Raw genomic sequence first — 17,737 nt, forward strand, 5'->3', positions numbered from 1 at the left:
GCCACACCGTGAGCGACCAGCCCCACCCCTCCCTCCGTGACCTCGTCCTCCAGCGCCTGGCCGCCGCCGGCCTGGAGCCGGAGACGGTGGATCTGCTGCGCGACCTCTTCCCCGGGCCTCGGGCCGGAAGCGCCTCCCGAACCGGTCCTCTCTTCCTCCGCTCCATCACGGCCGCCGGGTGGCGAGGCATCGGCCCGGAGGCCATGCTCGGCCTCACTCCCGCACCGGGTCTCACCGTGGTCGCCGGACGCAACGGCTCCGGCAAGTCCAGCTTCGCCGAGGCCGCCGAGATGGCGCTGACGGGCGACAACTTCCGATGGCAGGACCGTACTCAGATCTGGCGGCAGGGGTGGCGGAATCTGCACGATCCGGCGGCTCCCCGTGTGGAGGTGGAGTGTTGCCGTGACGGTCTCGAGACGCCTGTCACCGTTCGCAGGAGCTGGCACGGCGGCGGGCTGGGCGACGCGCGGGTGGCGGTTCATCAGCCCGGTATGCCCGACGGGGAGCTGGGCGAGGTCGTCGGTGCGGAGGAGCTCGCGCTGTACCGGCCGTTCCTCTCGTACAGCGAACTCGGCGCCGTGATCAACGGCCCCATGACCGCCCTCCATGACGGGCTCGCCCAGATCCTCGGCCTGGAGCAGCTCTCCGAGGCCTACAGGGAAGCGGGAGCCCGCCTCAAGACGATCAAGGACGGCGAGAAGAAGGTCACCGACCTGACGGCCGTGGTCCTCGCCGAGCTGCGGGGCTCCGGCGACCCGAGGGCCGTCGCGGCCGTGGAGGTTCTTTCCGCGCGCCGCCCGGACCGCGAGCGTGTTCGCGCCCTTCTCGCCACGCGGCCCGGGGGAGACACCGCCGAACTCGCAAGGCTGCGGGGGCTCTCCACCCTGGAAGGGCCTGATCTGCGCGACGTCAGCGGTGCCGTGACGCGGCTGCGGGAAGCCGCGGCCCGGGCCGATGACGCGCGGTCCGGCTCCGCCGAGGACGCCCGCCGCCTCTCCGACCTCCTGGAACGGGCGCTCGACCACCGGCGGCGGGCGCGGACCGCCGACTGCCCCGTCTGCGACACGCCCGGACTGCTCGACGACGACTGGGCGGTGCGCGCCCGGGAGCAGGTCGAACGACTCCAGCACGAAGCCGCGGAAGCGCAGTCCGCGCGCGACGAACTGCGCGGCACCATCCGCGCCGTCCACGATCTCGTCCAGCCCGTCCCCGTATGGCTCCGGCCGGAGGACTCGCCGCTCGCCGCCCTCTGGCGGGAATGGTCCCTGTGTCGGAGCGCGACCGACCCCCGCCCGCTGGCGGATCAGGTCGAGCGCCTTTCGGCCGCCCTCGCCGACGCCTGCCGGCAGGAGAGCGAGCAGGCGGCCCGCCTGCTCGCTGATCAGGACGCCGACTGGCAGCCGCTCGGGGCTCGCCTCGCCGAATGGCTGGCCGCCGCCGACCGGGCTGCCGCGGACGCACCGCTCGGCAAGCGGCTCAAGGACGCGCAGACCTGGCTTAAGAAGGTCACCGACGAACTCCGCGAGGAGCGGCTGCGCCCGTTCGCCGACCAGTCGCAGACCATCTGGAAGCTGCTCTGCGAGCGCAGCAGCGTCACGCTCGGCTCGATCGGCCTCACGGGGACGGCCAACCAGCGCAAGGTGAAGCTCGACGTGTCCGTGGACGCCATGGACGCGCCCGCCTTCGGCGTGATGAGCCAGGGCGAACTGCACTCGCTCGCACTCTCGTTGTTCCTCCCTCGTGCCACCCACCCCGAGAGCCCCTTCGGGTTCCTGGTGATCGACGACCCGGTGCAGTCCATGGACCCGGAGAAGGTAGAGGGGCTCGCGCGGGTCCTCCACGCCTGTGCCCAACGCCGCCAGTTGATCGTCTTCACCCACGACACCCGCCTCCAGCAGGCCATCCGCCACCTGCGCATCCCCGCGACGATCATGCAGGTCTCCCGGCAGACCGACTCCGTCGTCAAGGCCACCTGCACCGACGACCCGGTCTCCCTCGCGCTGAGCGAGGCCCGGGCCGTCGCCAGGGACCCGAACGTGCCGCAGGACGTCGCCGACCGGGTCCTGCCCCAGATGTGCCGTGGCGCCCTGGAGGCCGCCTGCCTGGAACCCGCACGGCGCCGCCTGCGGGCCGAAGGCCACGGCCACGCCGACGTCGAGGCCAGGATCGGCAAGGCGCACAAGCTCACCGAACTCGCCGCGCTCGCCTTCTACGACAGCAGCATGGAACCCGCCCAGGTCCTCGCGGCCGTCGCGCAGGACCACGGGCCCTGGGCCCGCGCGCTCATCGAACGGTGCAACGCCGGCGCCCACCAGCTCCTCACCCCGATCGGCGACCGCATGGACCTGGTCCGGGACACCGAGCGCCTTGCGAGGGTGGTGCGCGGCTGATGACTCGTACCCCCGACGACCTGGCCTCGGCCGCCCGTCATCTGCTCCTTCCTCCCCTCGGTGTCACCCACACCCTCGCACCGGGACTCCGCGCCCGAGCCGCCGCCGCCCTGCTCCGGCTGGCTCTGGACGAGGCCATGGACGGCTTCTGGCATCGGGTCAGTCCCGCGATGGCGCACAGCCGTGGCCGTACCAAGGCGCTCTGCCTGGAGTGGTATGCCCCGTCCTCTGTGGCCCGTCAGTGGTACGCCGTGTGGTCCGCGCTCAGCGCGGCCTGCCACCACCACACGTACGAACTCCCACCCACCCCGGGCGAGGTCAGGGCCTGGCACGACGACGTCGTCGAAGTGCTCGCCGCCCTCCGCCCGGGACCCGAGCGGACCGAAGCCTGACCGGTGCACCGAAGGGACCACGGCATGGACACGCGCCGCTACCGCATGGTCGTCACCAGCGGCCTCGACTACGTCAGCACCGGCGCACAGGTCGACGCCCGGCTCCGGGACTGGCTGCGTGAACCTCCCAAGAACTACGACATCCAGGCGTTCGCGGAGGGACGCAACGAGATAGCCCGGGGAGTCACGCTCGACCACGACTCGGCGACCGGTACCGGCGGGGCGTACGGCCGCTGGCGCCTCCGGGAGACCGCCCCGGACGGCACCTGGCAGACGACCCTGGTGATCAGGCAGACGGAGAGTCGACCGACCCGCGTACAGCTGGACGTAGAGCACCTTCCCGACGATCCGGATACGTTGCCGACAGCCGCCAAGACTCCCCGCCTCGCAGCAGCCCTACTGGACGTCCTCCAAGCCCGCGACGGGCTCGCGGACGTGACCCGGATGCCGCAGGTCGTCGAGGCGGCCGACATCGACTCCGTCATCGACGAGCTGTGCGACGCGGAGCGTCGTCTGCCGATCGTCATGGCCACCGCTCCGCACGGGGCGCACTTCGACACGTGGCTGGAGCGGACCCTGGACCCGCTGGTCCGCCCCCTGGCCGGCCTCGCCATCCTCTACGCTCTCGCTCCAGGGGCGGACAACCGCTTCAACCGGCTCATGGAGTACCACCGGGTCTACGGTGGCGGTATCCGGACCTACCTCCCCGGTGTGGACCCGGCCTGGGCGGCAGACGGCCAGCGCCACCGCGTCATGTCACACCGGGCCATCGCCGAGAACCCGGGACGGGCCCGCCGTCTGCTCGCCCAACTCCCCCAGGGCCTCGCCACCCGGGCGCCCCTGCCGCCCGAGTTGGACGCGGTGCCCGTGTTGCGCGCGCGTACCAAGGAGAGCTCGGCAAGCTCCGAGCTGGAGCGGCTGAGGGACGAGAACCGCGCCCTCTTCGAGATCCTCGAGGAAGCCGGGCGCGAGCAGCGGGTGCGGGCCGACGAGATCAGGGACCTGAAGAACGAACTCCAGCGCGCCAGAAGCGACGAGATCACGCTGATCGCCGAGTACGACGAGCAGTACCGGGAACTGCACGAGACCCGGGTCCAGCTGGTCACCGTGCAGAAGCGCCTGCTCGTCCTCGGCGCTGCCGAAGCCGCGTACGCCCCGGACGGCAGCGGTCCCGCTGTGCCCGAGTCCTTCGCGGAGATCCTGGAACGGATCGAGGAGATGCCTCGCGTGCACTTCACCGGAGCCAGGAAGATCACCCTGGAACTGGACGACCAGGCGTACGGTTCCTCCTGGGTCCGCATGGCCTGGGACGCCCTGCTGGCCCTCCGGGACTACGCCGAGGTCTCCGCCGACGCCCCGGCCCACGGCACGCCCTTCCGCGACTTCAAGCAGTGGTGCGAGGAAGCTCCGGGCGGGATGCATGCGATATCGCCCCGTAAGGTCGTGCGCGACGAGTCCAGGACGGTGAAGACGAACACCGCCTGGCGCAAGGAGCGGACCTTTCCCGTCCCGGACTACGTGGATCCCACCTGTCGGCTGTTCATGGGCGCGCACGTGAGGATCGGCGGCGGCAACACCGTCGCTCCACGCCTGCACTACCACGACGGTGCCTGTGCCGAGCACGGGATCTTCATCGGATACATCGGTCCGCACCTCACCAACACCCTCACCTGAGGTGCGAAGCGGGGCTAGGGTCTCTCTCGGAAGCGGTCCTCGAGCACGTGCCCTGCCCGTGTCCACGGGCTCACGGAAACGAGGAACGCACGTGAACCAGGAGTGTGCGTGAACCAGGACGGCGGCAACTGCGTCGAGCACCCGGAGTTCCGGTTGCGGCTGCCCGGCGGGGACGGCATCGGGCGGGCGGTCGGTGTCCTCCTCGACGCCGTCGGCACCAACGGGAGCCGCAAGTTCCTGATCAGGGCCGGTTCGCCGGCCCGGGAGCACGTCATGCCGTCGTTCCCCAAGCACTTCAGCGGCACCTTCAAGCGACGCGAGGAGCTGAGGACCACCGGAGTTCTTACGCCGTCCCACCGCTGGCCCGGCTGGCTGGAGCTGACCGCTGACGTCGAGTGCGGATCGCCGTCCGCCGCCGCCGAGATACTCGTCGGCGCCCCGCGCAACGGCTGGGAGGAGTGGCGCACCGAGACGGGCACACCGCTGTCCGACTTCATGGAGGGCGTGCGTTCCGGGCCCAACCGGTCGTGGCTCGTGCGCGGCTCGAACGTGGCGGGCAGTGACCTCGTCCACCGGCTCTGGCTCCCCGAGGGCAGGGTCACGCTGTCGGCCTCGCGGTTGCGCCAGGGAGTGGCGCAGGGGGCGAGCAAGGAGCGGCTGAGAGCGTTCGTCGAGGAGGACTACGGGACGACGGCGACCTACAACCAGAAGCTGGAGCTCGTCGACGAGCTGTACGCGTTCCTCTCCTGGATGAAACCGGGCGACACGGTGTGCGGCATCTCCGGGGGCCGCCTGTACGTGGGTGAGATCACCGGAACGGTCGAGCAGACCGCCTCCGAAGGCGGCCGCTCCAACCTGCGCCGCCCCGTCGACTGGCAGAGCAGCGGATACGCCTACGACGAGCTTCCCGAGGAACTCCAGCAGAAGCTCTCGGCGCAGCACGACGTCGTCGACCTCACCTCCGTGCAGGCCCTCATCGACGGACTCGGCCGTACCGACGAGGAGCTCGCCGACGAGGCCGTGTCCCGGGAACGCGACCCGAGCGAGACCGTCCCGGCCCTCGCGGCCCGGCGTGAGCTGGAGCTTCCCGAGCCGGGCCAGGCCCTCGCCGACGAACTGCTCGTCCACGACGTGGAGTGGCTGCGCGAGGTGAAGGACCTCCTCTGGGACGAACGGCAGCTGGTGCTGTACGGACCGCCGGGAACGGGCAAGACCCACCTGGCCCTCAAACTCGCCGAGTTCCTCGGAGGCGGGCCCGAACGGGTCAAGCTGGTGCAGTTCCATCCGTCGTACGCGTACGAGGACTTCTTCGAAGGCTTCCGGCCGAAGGAGGACCCCGACACCCGGGAGGTCGCCTTCCGGCTGACGGCGGGCCCGCTGCGGGAGCTCGCCGACCTCGCCTCCCGCGAAGGAAACCGCCACATCCCGCACTTCCTGATCATCGACGAGATCAATCGTGCGAATCTGGCCAAGGTCTTCGGAGAGCTCTACTTCCTCCTGGAGTACCGGAACAAGTCGGTCCGCCTGACTTACTCGGGCGACGACTTCGCCCTCCCGTCCAATCTCTTCGTCATCGGCACGATGAACACCGCCGACCGCTCCATCGCCCTTGTCGACGCGGCCATGCGACGGCGCTTCGCCTTCGTGGAGCTCTCGCCGCGTACCGAGCCCACCCAGGGGCTGCTGCGCCGCTGGCTCGCCGCCCAGGACCGCGGCCCCGAGCCGGCGGACCTACTGGACGCGCTCAACTCCCGCATCGACGACCCCGATTTCCGTATCGGCCCCTCGTACCTGATGAAGAAGGCGGTCTACCGGGAAGGCGGCCTCGACCGCACCTGGCGCACCAAGATCCTTCCGCTCCTGGAGGAGCATCACTACGGAGAGGGAATCGACATTGCCAAGACCTACGGTCTCGAAGCCCTTCGCGCGAGCATCGCACCGGCTGCCGGTACGGGTGAGCCCGACGCGTGACCGGCATCCAGCTCGTCGAACACGCCCCGCACACCACCCATGACCTGCCGGCGGCCATCGGCAGGGCTCTCGCCGCCTCCAGGATCGTGGACGCGGCGCCCGACCCGTACCGGACCGGGGGATGGCGGCTGCGCGCGGGGAGCAAGGTCGGAGCCTTCGTGGTCAGGGCCCCGGGGGAGGACCCCGTCACCCTGAGGATCACCCCGAAGGTGCCGATCGCCCGCCTGTTCTTCCTCCTGGGGTACGCCCTGAACCCGCGGATCCACCAGGAGGGCGTCGTGGAGGTGACGGCGCACACGGAACTGGTTCCCTTCTTCGCCCAGACCTACGAGAGGGTGCAGGAACGCGCCCTGAGACAAGGAGTGCTGCAGGGCTACCGGCACACGGAAGAGGCGTCCCCCGTGCTTCGTGGCCGGCTCAGGGAGACCGACCAGGTCCGCCGTCATCACGGACGGCTCTTTCCCCTGGAGGTGGCCTACGACGAGTACACCACCGACATTCCCGAGAACCGGCTGCTGCGGGCGGCGACCGAGCGGCTGCTGAGCCTGCCCAGCGTCCCGGCCGGAGTACGGCGGTCCCTCCAGCACCAACGGGCCCGGCTCATCGACGCCGAGCCCCTGCTGCGCGGCGCCGCTCCGCCCCGGTGGCGGCCGAGCCGTCTGAACCTGCGCTACCAGCCCGCACTGCGGCTGGCGGAGACCGTCCTGCGCCGAGAGTCGCCCGAACATCTGCCGGGTGACGCCACCGTCGACGGATTCCTGCTCGACATGAACAAGCTCTTCGAGGACTTCGTCTGCGTAGCCCTTCGCGAGGCCCTCGCCGCATACGGCGGACACTGCGCGCTCCAGGCCAGGGGAGTGCACCTTGACGCGGACGGGACCATCCGCATGAGGCCGGATCTCGTGCGGTACGGGGACGACGGCCGCCCGCTGACCGTCGTCGACGCCAAGTACAAGGCGCAGAAGCCCGATGGTGTCCCGGACGCCGACGTCTACCAGATGCTCGCCTACTGCACGGCGCTGGGTCTCCCCGAGGGACATCTGATCTACGCCAGGGGCGGCGCCCTTCATGCCTCCCACCGTGTCCGGAACGTGGGGATTGCCATCCATCAGCACGTCCTGGACCTGGGAGGGACGCCGACGGAACTGCTGGGGATGGTCCGGGACCTCGCCCGCCTGATGGCCAGGGGCGCGGGACCAGCGTCCCCCCCTAAGATCGTTTCGGCCGCGCCGCACGCCATGAGATAAGGAGCCCACCGTGCCCCAGCTCGCCTTCGCGAACAGCTTCTGGGAGAGCTACGACGTGCTGGAGAAGCCCGTCAAAGCCGGAGTGCGCAAGGCGATGGCCAAGTTCCAGCAGCTCACCGTCGCGGAACTGCACGCCGACAAGGGGCTTCACCTGGAGTCGGTGGACAAGGCGCGCGATCCACGGATGAGGACCATCCGGATCAACGACTTCTGGCGCGGAGTGGTCCTCGCCCCGGACGACGGCAGCGATGTCTTCCTCCTCATCAACGTCGTGCCGCACGACGACGCCTACAGCTGGGCGGCCAAGCGGCTCTACACGGTCAACACCGCCACCCGCGGCCTGGAGGTCCGCAACGCCGTCGCCATCGAGCAGCTGACGCCGGTCCTGGAGAAGGCGGCGGCCGTAGCCCCCACCCTGCTCTTCGCATCCCACTCGGACACCGTGCTGCGGGAACTCGGCATCGACGCGCAGGTGCTGCGGGCGGTGCGTACCATCACGGACCAGGCCCAGCTGGACGCGTTCGGCACCCTGCTTCCCGAGGACCAGTTCGAAGTCCTCCAGTACCTCGCGGAGGGCTTCGGCCCGGAAGAGGTCTACCGCGACGTCGTCACCGCACGGCGACCCGCCGACGCTCCTGGGGACCCCGCGGACGACCTCGCGTCGGCGATCCTCCACACCAGAAGCCGCATCACGCTCGTGACCGGGCCGGACGAGCTGGCCGAGATCCTGGAGAAGCCCTTCGCGGCTTGGCGGGTCTTCCTCCACCCGTCCCAGCGTCGCGTCGCCTACCGCGTGTCCTACGGCGGACCGGCGCAGGTGACCGGAGGCCCGGGCACGGGCAAGACTGTCGTCGCCCTGCATCGTGTCAAGCACCTGCTCTCCCGCTCCGAGGACAGCCGGGTCCTGCTCACCACGTATACCAACAGTCTGGCGGCGAGCCTGCGCGAGAACCTCGCCCTGCTGCTCGACGGCGATGAGGCGCTGCTTCGCAGGGTCGACGTGACGACGGTGAACGCCTACGCGCATCGAGCCCTTCAGGCGGCCGGCGGCCGGACTCCGTCATTCGTCGGAGGCCGTGAGGAGCGGCAGATCTGGCAGCGAGTCGGCAAGAGCCTCGGCCTTCCATGGCCGGAGCAGTTCCTTGCCCAGGAATATCGCCACGTCGTACTCGCCCAGGACATCGGCACGCTGGACGCCTACCGGGGCGCGGTGCGCAGAGGGCGCGGTTCGGCGCTACCCGTAGCCCAGCGAGAGAGGGTCTGGGAGGCGATCGAGCTCTTCCGGGCCGAACTCTCTGCCCGAGGCGCCCGCACTCACCTAGACGTGTGTGCCCAGGCGGCACGGTTGCTGGAAGACAAGGTCGCTTCGGACGGTCACGATTACGATCACGTGGTCGTCGACGAGGCCCAGGACCTGCATCCAGCCCAATGGCGGGTGCTTCGGGCAGCTGTGGGCCGTGGGCCCGACGACCTCTTCATCACCGGTGACCCCCATCAGCGGATCTACGACTCCCGGGTCTCCCTGGCCTCATTGGGCATTGCGGTGGCCGGTCGCAGCGGTCGGCTGCGCATCAACTACCGCAGCACGGAGGAGATCCTTGGCTGGTCCACTGGCATTCTGATGGAGGTGGACGTCGATGATCTCGGGGGCGACGGTGCGGACAGCCTCCTCGGTTACCGGTCACTGCTCCACGGAGAACGCCCTCACGTCAGAGGTCATGCTTCCGAGCAGGTCGAAGTGGACGCGATCGTCGAGCGGATCGAGGAGTGGGTAGGCCAAGGCATGCGGCCCGAGGAGATCGGCGTGTGCGCCCGCTTCCACCTGCTCCTGGACAAGGTGTACGACAGGCTCGCGGCTCGGGGCATTCCCGTGGTCCGGGTCAAGGAGGGGCCGGGGGCGGGAACGCCAGGGGTGCGCCTCGCGACAATGCACGCGATGAAGGGGCTGGAGTTTCGTGGCGTCGGTGTACTCGGAGTCTCGGACGGCGCAATTCCGTTCGCTCGTGAGGTCACCGCGGCTGCGACGGACAGGCTGCAGTACGAGGCCGATCTGCTGCGTGAGCGGTGCCTCCTCTTCGTCGCCTGCACACGTGCCAGGGAGACATTGCACGTGTCCTGGAGCGGAAAGCCCAGCCCGTTCGTGCCCCTGCCTTCCGAACTCCCCTGACCGGCCTTTCGGGTCACTCGCCGGAATCGTCCGCAGGGGGTACAAGGGCTCCGTTGGTCAGCCCCTCCCGGGCCAGAGCGGCTACTTCCTTCCCCAGTGCGGCCAGACTCGCGACGCGTTCCTCGAACTCTTGGAGAGAACGGAAGACGGATCCGTAGCGACGCTGGTCGGCGACCGCCATCTGCGGGATGCGGGCCGCCCGCGCGTCCACACGATGCGTTCCGCTGTTGCTGGTCGAGCGGCGGACGTTGGACGGGCTCTGAAGAAAGCCACGCAGGTAGTCCGTATCGAGCTGAGGACTCGTGGATTGGGGGCCGCCGGCGCCTGCCTTGATCAGTCCCGCTCTGGACAAATCCGCGAGGCTGACCGTGGCTGTGTCCAGGGAGTCGCCTCCGGTCGTTTCCCGCAAGGCCGGCAGGAGCGCGCCCAGCGCCTGGAGCTGCTGCTCGATCTCTTCGCGCAGAGACCAGTACTCCGCCCGAAAGTCCTGGGTGGAACGATGGACGTGCGGGTTCGGCGTGAGGTCTACGGTCTCGTCGAGGAGGTCGATGAGGCGGACGTCGGCGACTTGGTTGCTGGTGGGTTCCAGCGGTCCGTCCGGATCGTTGCCCGTCAGGTCGATCATGCGGACGTGTGACGGAGTGGCGTTGTCCGGTTTCGGGCGGCGGAGGATCCAGAGCAGTACGGGGACGGAGTGCGCGGAGGCGACTCCACCTGGTAGCGCGATGACCTGGGTGAGGATTCCCCGCCGTACGAGTTCCGCCCGGATCCGGCGTCCAGCCTTGCGGTACGCCGCGGATGACGGCATGACGATCACCGTACGGCCGCCAGGTGCGGTGTGGGCGTAACAGTGCTGGAGCCAGGCGAGTTCCCCTTCCGCCTTGGAGGGGGTGCCAAGCTCCCATCGCGCGTCGAGGAGCAGTTCCTCGCGCCCCCAGTCGGGGCCGGCGGTGGGAGGCTCGCATACGACGAGGTCGGCGCGGAGCGAGGGCCAGGCATCCGCCCGCAGTGAGTCGCCCGCTTGGATCACTGCATCGGCTCGGCCGCTCAACTTGGCTCGGAGTTCCGCGAACCGCGCTGCTGCGGGGTCGATCTCCTGTCCGCGAATGGCCGTACTACCGTCGTCCCCCGCAACCATGAGAAGGACCCCGATCCCGCAGGCGGGATCGAAGACGGTGGTGCCCTCGGGAAGCGGGCCCACAAAGTGAGCGACCGCCCGGGCGATCCTCGCCGAGGTCACCTGATCCGAGCCGCTGCGGCGCGCCGAATCCTGAAAGCGCTCGACGAGTCCGTCGGCCACGTCGGTTGGTGTGGCGCTCTGCGTCGACGAGGTGACGATCGCAGCCGCTGCGGAGTCGAGGCCAGACGGATTGCCCGTCGAAAGGAATGCTGCGACCGAAGACAGGCCGCTGACCATGTCATCGCCGAACGACGCGCGAAGCGTCTGCCATAGTCGGACTTCATCGGATACGTCATGGCTCTTCCGCTGGTTCGCGAGCCATTCTCGTACATCGGCAAGAGAGAACAGAGGTGCGCCCGAACTGCCTCCAGTCGGGGCTGGGAAGTCCTTGTGGCGGCGTCGCCAGTTCGACACGGCGGCTCGTGTCACGCCCGCGAGGCGAGCGATCTCGGCCCCGGTGATCAGAGGGTCTGCTGCACCCGTGTCATTCCTCATGCGGAAACCGTACACGGTACTGCAGATGCGCGGTAAGTGTCAGATGTTGACGTCGTCAACATGTCCGTCTGGAGTAGGTGTCATCCGCTTGCGGAGAGAGCATGAGCGGGCACGTGGGGCTCAGGCCTCAGGCCCTCGTGACTTGGCATGATCAAGCCGAAGCGCTGTGAGGTTCTCTGGATCGCAAGTGAGGATCGTAACGTGCCCCTGGTGAGGCCAGTGCGGTGGCGGCGAGTATGACGTCGATGGCGTACCTGTGGCTGGGCGGACTGGCGTCGGCGAGCGTGAGTGGCGGCGTGGCGGGCGATCGGCTCGGTACTCGGTTCCACGGCCAGACGGGAGGGTGTCCACTCCAGGGCGGCGCGGTTGATGTTCGGGGGTGGACCACGTCGACCAAGATGACAGCCGAGGTGATCACGCGGAGGCTGTCGGCGCGGGCCAGGGCGAGCCAGGTGGTGACTGTACGGTCATGCACGGCGGCCGTGTGCAGCCCTGCGCTGCCGAGGGCTAGATGCCGCCGGGGCTGCGGGGGAGGGCGGGGCGGGATCGGGGGTGCTGACCCCGGTGGCCGGGCAGCGGGCCGGGTAGGTCAGGCTCCAGCCGACGACGGCGCCGTCCGGGACGAGGAGTACCACGTCGAGGGCAACGCCGACGCGGCTCTCCGGCGGCTCGTCGAGGACATCGAGGTCGCGCAGGCAGGTCAGTACGGCGTCCCCTGGAGGGCGGCACAGCACCGAGCACGTCTCCTGGCGGAAGTCGCGGACGTCGTCCGCGCGCAGTCTGCAGCGGCGAGCGGCGAGCGGCGAGCGGCGGGTGTAAGGGGAAGGCGGGAACGGTCCGCGACGGAGACCGACTCTTCCGGCGTACGGACCGGGCCCCGACCAGGGGCCTGCCGACCGAGTCCAAGCGGAGGACGGCGGTCACGTCACAGAGCCAGCCCCGGCCGCCGGATGTGCGCGCCGAAACTGCTCACGCCCTTACGTGTCCGTGACGGCCGCGATCTCCATCGAAGTACCTGCGAGGCGGGGCATTTCGGGCAGTAGACAGTCCGTCACAATGGCGTGGTAGTCACCGTCGAACGTCGGCCCCGTGCTTGTAGCCGCCTCATCTGATCCGCAGTGCCGGGGGCAAGGAGCCGTTCCTGCCAGGAATCCTCCCCTCCGTGATGTTCTCGTGGGTCAAAGGGGAGCACGGGTCCGTGGAGGGGCGGAGGGCAACGGGCGCGGATGCGGACGCGCACGCACGCCCCGCGCTCCGCGAACTGTGTTCGGAGCCTGCCGTGTTGTGCGTTCGTCTGCGCTGATGATGTGTCACGCTGCGGCGATCTGAGACATGCTGGACGCGGGGCGCTGGCCCGGTGATGCCGAGGTCGCCGACGGCGCCGGGGACACCGGGACGGAGGGCGGACGGGCGTGGACAGGCTGCTGGACGACCGCTACCGGCTGGGCGCGTCGCGCCCCGTCCGGGGCGAGGAGACGTACGAGGCGTGGGACGTGGGGCTGAAACGTTCCGTGGCGGTGAAGGTGCTGACCGGTGTCCCGGACCCGTCCGGAGCCGACGAGTCCGGGGCTCCGGCTGCCCCCGACTGGCGGGAGGCCTTCACTTCGGGGGCGCGGAGCGCGGTGGGGGTGACGGCACAGCGTCTGGCCGCTGTCCAGGGCTACGGGGCATGCGACCTGGACGGTGAGCCGGCATGCTATCTCCTGGTGGAGGACGTGCCCGGACGGCCGCTGCGCACGCTGCCTGCCGACGGGACCCCGGAGTTGAGCAGGGTGCTGGCCTGGGGCATACAGCTGTGCGAAGCGCTGGAGCCGCTGCATGCGGCCGGTCTGGTCCACGCGGATATCGGCCCCGGCAACGTCGTCGTCACCGAGGACGACGGCGTCGTCCTGGGAGCACCGAGTGTCGCCCGGCTTGCCGGGCGGCCCGCTTCCGGGGGCGCGGTGGAGTGTCTCTCCCCCGAACTGGCCGCGGGGCGGGACGGCATCGACTCCCGGTCCGACCTGTACTCCCTGGGCTGCCTGCTGTATCTCCTCGTCGCGGGCCGCGCCCCGTTCACCGGCAGCCGGGACGAGGTGCTGAGGCTGCACCAGGAGAGTCCGCCGGAGCCGTCATGGCGGCACGCCTCCCTGGTCCCCCAGCGGCTCGACCACCTGATCCGGGACCTCCTGGAGAAGGATCCGCAGCGCCGTCCCGACGGTGTCCGGGCCGTCGCCGATCGGCTGCGGGAGATCGCCGAAGGGCCGCTGCCGCGCTCCGCACGGCCACCGCACCCCGCCCGGCCCGGGACGCGGTCCGCCGCTTCGGCACCGGGCTCCGGAACCACGGCGGCAGCCGGTGCCACGGGGTCGTCCCTCCGGGCTCCCGCGGGCGGGGAGGGCGCGCTCCCGCTTCCGGCCGCGGTCGCCACCGGTCTGACCGTCGCGACCGCCACCGCGGTGGCGCTGACGGCGTTCACCTCGCTCGGCGTGCCGGCAGCGGCGGGGCTGACCGCACTGGCTCTCGCGTTCTGGCCCGTGCTGGCCCGCACCACCATGAGCGTGCAAGGCGGACGGGAGCGCGGGCAGCAGGCGGTGGGATGCGGGATGGCCCTGGTCTGCGCCGCGGTCGGCACCGCCGCCGTGGTGCTGCTGCCCTGGCGATGGTGGTTCGCCGTGCCGGTCGGCGTCCTGATCGCCGCCGGAGCTGCCTTCGCCTCAGTGCTCCTCTTCTCTCTGCTGGTCGGCGGCCCGCTCGGGGTGTTCCGGCGGTTCGGGTACCCCTGGACCGCCGGTTGCCACGCCGCCGCGGGTGCCGCCGTCGTGGGCGTGGCCGTCTGCGCGGCTGCCGGATTCGGGCCGGAGACGTCGTGGTGGCCTGCCGTGCGGTGGGGGCTCGGTTGCTGGGCCGCCTCGGGAGCCGTCCTGGCCGTCCTGCTGATCGGGTACCGCGGGCGCCCGTCCGGCCCGTGACCGTCCGCCGTGCCCGGCGGTGTGGTCGAGTTCCGCAAGACGTCGGCGCACGTCCCGTCTCAGCGAGTCCCCCGGTGCGAGGTAGCTCTCCGCGTCGGCGACCGCGCGGCGCAGCATGGTGACCGCGCGGACCGAGTCCCCGGCCGCCGCATGGGTGAGGGCGAGGGCGCTCCGCGCCGCGACGGAGCAGCGGTGACGCCGTCCGTAGAGCGCTTCGGCGTCGCGAAGGGCCTCTCCCAGGAGGCACGCGGCACGTTCCAGGTCACCGCTGTCCCGGTACGCGCGCCCGCAGTTCACCTGAGTCTCCAGAGACATCGGGTGGACCGCCCCCCTGGCCGACCGGACGTCGTGGAGCAGCTGCTCGTACAGCGGGACCGCCCGCTCCAGGTCCCCGGACTCCTGAAAGGCCAGCGCCATGAACGCCTTGGTGTCCAGGGTGGCGACATGGACCGGGCCCAGGTGCTCCTCGGCCGTCCGGAGGTTCTCCTCCAGCAGCGGGATCGCCGATTCCGGTCTTCCCGCCTTCACGAGAGCCTCCGCGAAGCCTCCCCGCACGTACAGGACATGCGGATGGTGGCTGCCCAGCGCGCGGATCCAGTCGGCGAGGTTCTGCTCGTGGAGTTCCACGGCCCGCTCCGGTTGCCCGACCGACAGCAGCAGCCGGGCTCGTTCCGACTGCCACACGCGGAGCAGGTAGCCCTCTCCGTCGAGCAGGCCCCTGGCGTCGGCGAGGGTCTCGTCCACCAGCGCGACGGCCCGCTCAGCGTCCCCGGCCTGTTCGCAGGCGCGCGCCAGTCCGGTGCGGGAGATCAGCACCGCGGAATGGCCGCGCCCGAACACCCGCAGGGCATCCGCCAGATTCCGCTCGTGCAGTGCCAGGGCCCGGTCCGCGTCCTCCGCCTCCAGGTAGGCCACGGCGAGCTGATGCCGGGCGGTCACGGTGTCCGAGTCCTCCTCACCCAGGGTCTCCAGGCTGTCGAAGAGATTGCGCTCGAACACGGCCACGGCCTGGGCCAGCCGGCCCGCCGCCTGGTACGCCTCCGCCAGTCGGCCCCGTGCCCGGAGCAGCTCACGGTGTGTCCGGCTCCCTCCCCGGGCGGCGTCGGTCACCGCCGCCTCCAGCAGCGGGACGGCGCGCTCCGGCTCCCCCAGCTCCAGGTAGCACCGCGCCAAGGTGTCACGCCGGACGGGCAGGAGAGCCCCGTGCCGCCGCTCGGGCCCGAGGAGGCCGACGGCCCGCTCCACCTCGCCCGCCATGAGCAGGGCCTCGGCGAGCCTGCTGTGGGCCACCCTGCAGGCCGGGTGGAACCGGCCTCCCACGAGGTGTCTGCGATAGGCCGTCACGGCCCGCTCGGCGTAATCGACGGCGCGTGCGTGCTCCTCCGTGCGCCAGCGGTGGGAGTACGACACCAGGTACCCCAGGATGAGGGCCGTGTCCGGGCGGTCGTCCGCCGGGGCGAGCGCCCGCAGGAACGCCTCCATGTGCGGGAGGAGCTGCTGCTCGCGCACCCACCCGTGCATGTCGGCCGGGACGTCCACGGCGGCCCGGAGCAACAGCTCCGTGGCCTCCTGCCGGGCCGCCCGGACGGCCGGCGGCCGGAAGAAGGGGCTTGTGGGATCCGGGGTGCGGGCCACGCTCTGCACCAGGCGGTGGAGGCTCACCGAGTCCCGGTCGAGCCTGATCAGGCTGTACGCGTGGAGCACGCCCAGAGCGCGGTTGATCTCCAGCGGGGTCAGCTCCCGGTGAGCGGTGCGCCCGCGGGCGTGCAGCCACCCGATGCGCTGCGCGAGCCGGCGCCGGGCGTACGGGAGCGTCCAGCCGGTCAGCCTGTGCGACGGCCGCCCGGAGGGCCGGGACATGTCCTCGCGGAGCGGGGCGACCAGGCTGCGCGGCACACCGTCCGGGGCCAGCCAGGCCAGGACCCGCAGCACGTGGGTCGCACAGGGCTGCTCCTCCTCGACGCTGCGCAGTGTGTGCTGCCAGACCCGTGCGATGGTGCGCTCGTTCTCGTCGCTGTGCGCCGCGAGGGCGTGCGCCTCCCGCGGGACGTCCCGCAGGAGTGCCACATAGCTGCGGGGGTCGGTTCTCGACTGGTTCAGGTACGCCGCCGCCTGTTCCAGGGCGAGGGGGAGCCCGCCCAGTTCGGTCGCCAGCTCGCGCAGCTCGGGCTCCTCGCCTCCGTCCGCCACCAGACGGCCCAGCAACTCCACGGCGGTGTCCTCGGCCAGCACGTCCAGGGGCAGGAGCCCGCACCGGGCCTGCCAGCCCGTGGACTGCCGGGTGGTGATCAGGACGTGGCCGCCGACGAGCGTTCCCAGCAGGGCGTCGACGTCCTTCGGCCGCTCGACGTTGTCGAGCACGAGCAGCCAGCCGCTGTGGCACTGCAGCCAGTTCCTGGCCCAGGTGGCCCGTTGCTCGACCGAATGGGCGATCTGCGGGAGGAGGTGGTTGAGGTCGTCGGCCAGTCCGGCCAGCCCGGCGGTCATGCCCTCGGGGCTGTCCGCCGGGAGCCGGAGGATCGGGTTGTACTGCTCGCGGTACCGGTGGGCGTACTCCAGAGCGAGAGCGCTCTTGCCCACCCCGCCCAGGCCGTGGACGACCTGGGCCGACCTGCCGGTGCCGGAGCGGAAGGCGGCGTGCAGTCGGGCCAGTTCCTCCTCCCGGCCGGTGAACAGCCGGTTCCGCGCCTCAGGCAGCAGCACCAGCCCCGCGTGCGCCTCCACCTCGTCCGGCGGCAGAAAGGGAAGGTGGACGTTGGTGCTGATGACACCCGAGTTGTACTTCACCACGGCGGAACCCATGCCGGCGGCGACGTACTGCTCCGGACGCTCCTCCGATGCCACCCCGTGTCACCTCTGCACGGTCACATCGCCACCGGTGCTGATCACACCGTGGTTCTCCCTGACCACCACGGAATGCTCGCCGACCGCCGTGTACGTCTCCCCGGCCGGAGGGGCGTCGGACAGCAGCTCCGCGAGTTCGCGGGCCAGCGCCTCGTCCTCGCGCAGCAGCCGCCTGATCTCGGTGCGCAGGGCTGCCTGGGCATCCTCGTCCGCCGGGTCCTCGGCGGCTCCCTCCACCGCCCGCAGCAGATAGGGGCTTTCCCCCTGGTCCCACAGGCGCCGGAGGACGCGCCGCCCCAGGGAAACCGTCGCCGTCGCTCCCGCGTCACCGGCCTGCGTCAGCACCGCCGTGCCGTAGGCCCCGACGGCCGCGCCGACGAACGGCCAGCTCTGTGCGACAAGTTGGGCCACATCAACCGTCATGCG

General features: G+C 70.7%; 10 protein-coding genes and 2 pseudogenes. 7 read left to right on the forward strand and 5 right to left on the reverse strand.

Translation table 11 applies throughout. The annotated features are described in order from the left end of the window. The first annotated feature begins 8 nt into the window (after positions 1–8). The 6 genes from NPS70_RS19915 (at position 9) to NPS70_RS19940 (ending at position 9,841) form a co-directional block, all read left to right on the forward strand. Positions 9–2,390 (forward strand): AAA family ATPase, encoded by a 2,382-nt coding sequence (locus NPS70_RS19915; protein ID WP_256525690.1) that lies wholly within the window; start codon positions 9–11, stop codon positions 2,388–2,390. Beyond that, positions 2,390–2,782, forward strand: a complete 393-nt coding sequence (locus tag NPS70_RS19920) for a hypothetical protein (protein ID WP_256525691.1) — start codon at positions 2,390–2,392, stop codon at positions 2,780–2,782. Before NPS70_RS19915 ends, NPS70_RS19920 begins: the two co-directional genes overlap by 1 nt. Positions 2,783–2,806: 24 nt before the next feature. Further along, positions 2,807–4,456 (forward strand): hypothetical protein, encoded by a 1,650-nt coding sequence (locus NPS70_RS19925; RefSeq protein ID WP_256525692.1) that lies wholly within the window; start codon positions 2,807–2,809, stop codon positions 4,454–4,456. Positions 4,457–4,558: 102 nt separating this feature from the next. Continuing rightward, positions 4,559–6,427, forward strand: a complete 1,869-nt coding sequence (locus NPS70_RS19930) for a DUF4357 domain-containing protein (RefSeq protein ID WP_256525693.1) — start codon at positions 4,559–4,561, stop codon at positions 6,425–6,427. Then, a complete protein-coding gene (locus NPS70_RS19935) occupies positions 6,424–7,674 on the forward strand; it encodes an McrC family protein (protein WP_256525694.1) in 1,251 nt (416 codons plus the stop codon). Before NPS70_RS19930 ends, NPS70_RS19935 begins: the two co-directional genes overlap by 4 nt. A 10-nt stretch (positions 7,675–7,684) precedes the next feature. Further along, entirely contained in the window at positions 7,685–9,841 is a 2,157-nt protein-coding gene (locus NPS70_RS19940) for a UvrD-helicase domain-containing protein (RefSeq protein WP_256525696.1), read from the forward strand. Positions 9,842–9,854: 13 nt separating this feature from the next. Here the strand turns inward: NPS70_RS19940 and NPS70_RS19945 are convergent, their stop codons facing one another. From NPS70_RS19945 to NPS70_RS19955, 3 genes and pseudogenes are all read right to left on the reverse strand, one after another. Further along, a complete protein-coding gene (locus tag NPS70_RS19945) occupies positions 9,855–11,516 on the reverse strand; it encodes an N-6 DNA methylase (RefSeq protein WP_256525697.1) in 1,662 nt (553 codons plus the stop codon). Positions 11,517–11,636: 120 nt separating this feature from the next. Further along, positions 11,637–12,063, reverse strand: a pseudogene (locus NPS70_RS19950) (DNA-binding protein). Then, positions 11,984–12,250 carry a hypothetical protein gene (locus tag NPS70_RS19955; RefSeq protein WP_256525699.1) on the reverse strand — a complete coding sequence of 89 codons (267 nt, stop codon included), beginning with the start codon at positions 12,248–12,250 and terminating at the stop codon, positions 11,984–11,986. The pseudogene NPS70_RS19950 and the gene NPS70_RS19955 overlap by 80 nt, the downstream one beginning before the upstream one ends. A 678-nt stretch (positions 12,251–12,928) precedes the next feature. Between NPS70_RS19955 and NPS70_RS19960 the strand changes: the two genes are divergently transcribed. Next, the gene (locus NPS70_RS19960) at positions 12,929–14,467 is read left to right on the forward strand and encodes a serine/threonine-protein kinase (RefSeq protein ID WP_256525700.1); all 1,539 of its coding nucleotides are present in this window, start codon (positions 12,929–12,931) and stop codon (positions 14,465–14,467) included. A 108-nt stretch (positions 14,468–14,575) separates the two neighbouring features. Here the strand turns inward: NPS70_RS19960 and NPS70_RS28750 are convergent. Both NPS70_RS28750 and NPS70_RS19970 read right to left on the reverse strand, forming a co-directional pair. After that, positions 14,576–17,269: pseudogene (locus NPS70_RS28750) on the reverse strand (tetratricopeptide repeat protein); the annotation flags it as partial. A 48-nt stretch (positions 17,270–17,317) separates the two neighbouring features. Continuing rightward, a complete protein-coding gene (locus tag NPS70_RS19970) occupies positions 17,318–17,734 on the reverse strand; it encodes a hypothetical protein (protein WP_256525701.1) in 417 nt (138 codons plus the stop codon). Positions 17,735–17,737: the final 3 nt, after the last annotated feature.

The sequence above is a fragment of the Streptomyces sp. C10-9-1 genome, from assembly GCF_024497955.1.
GTDB classification, from domain to species: domain Bacteria; phylum Actinomycetota; class Actinomycetes; order Streptomycetales; family Streptomycetaceae; genus Streptomyces; species Streptomyces sanyensis.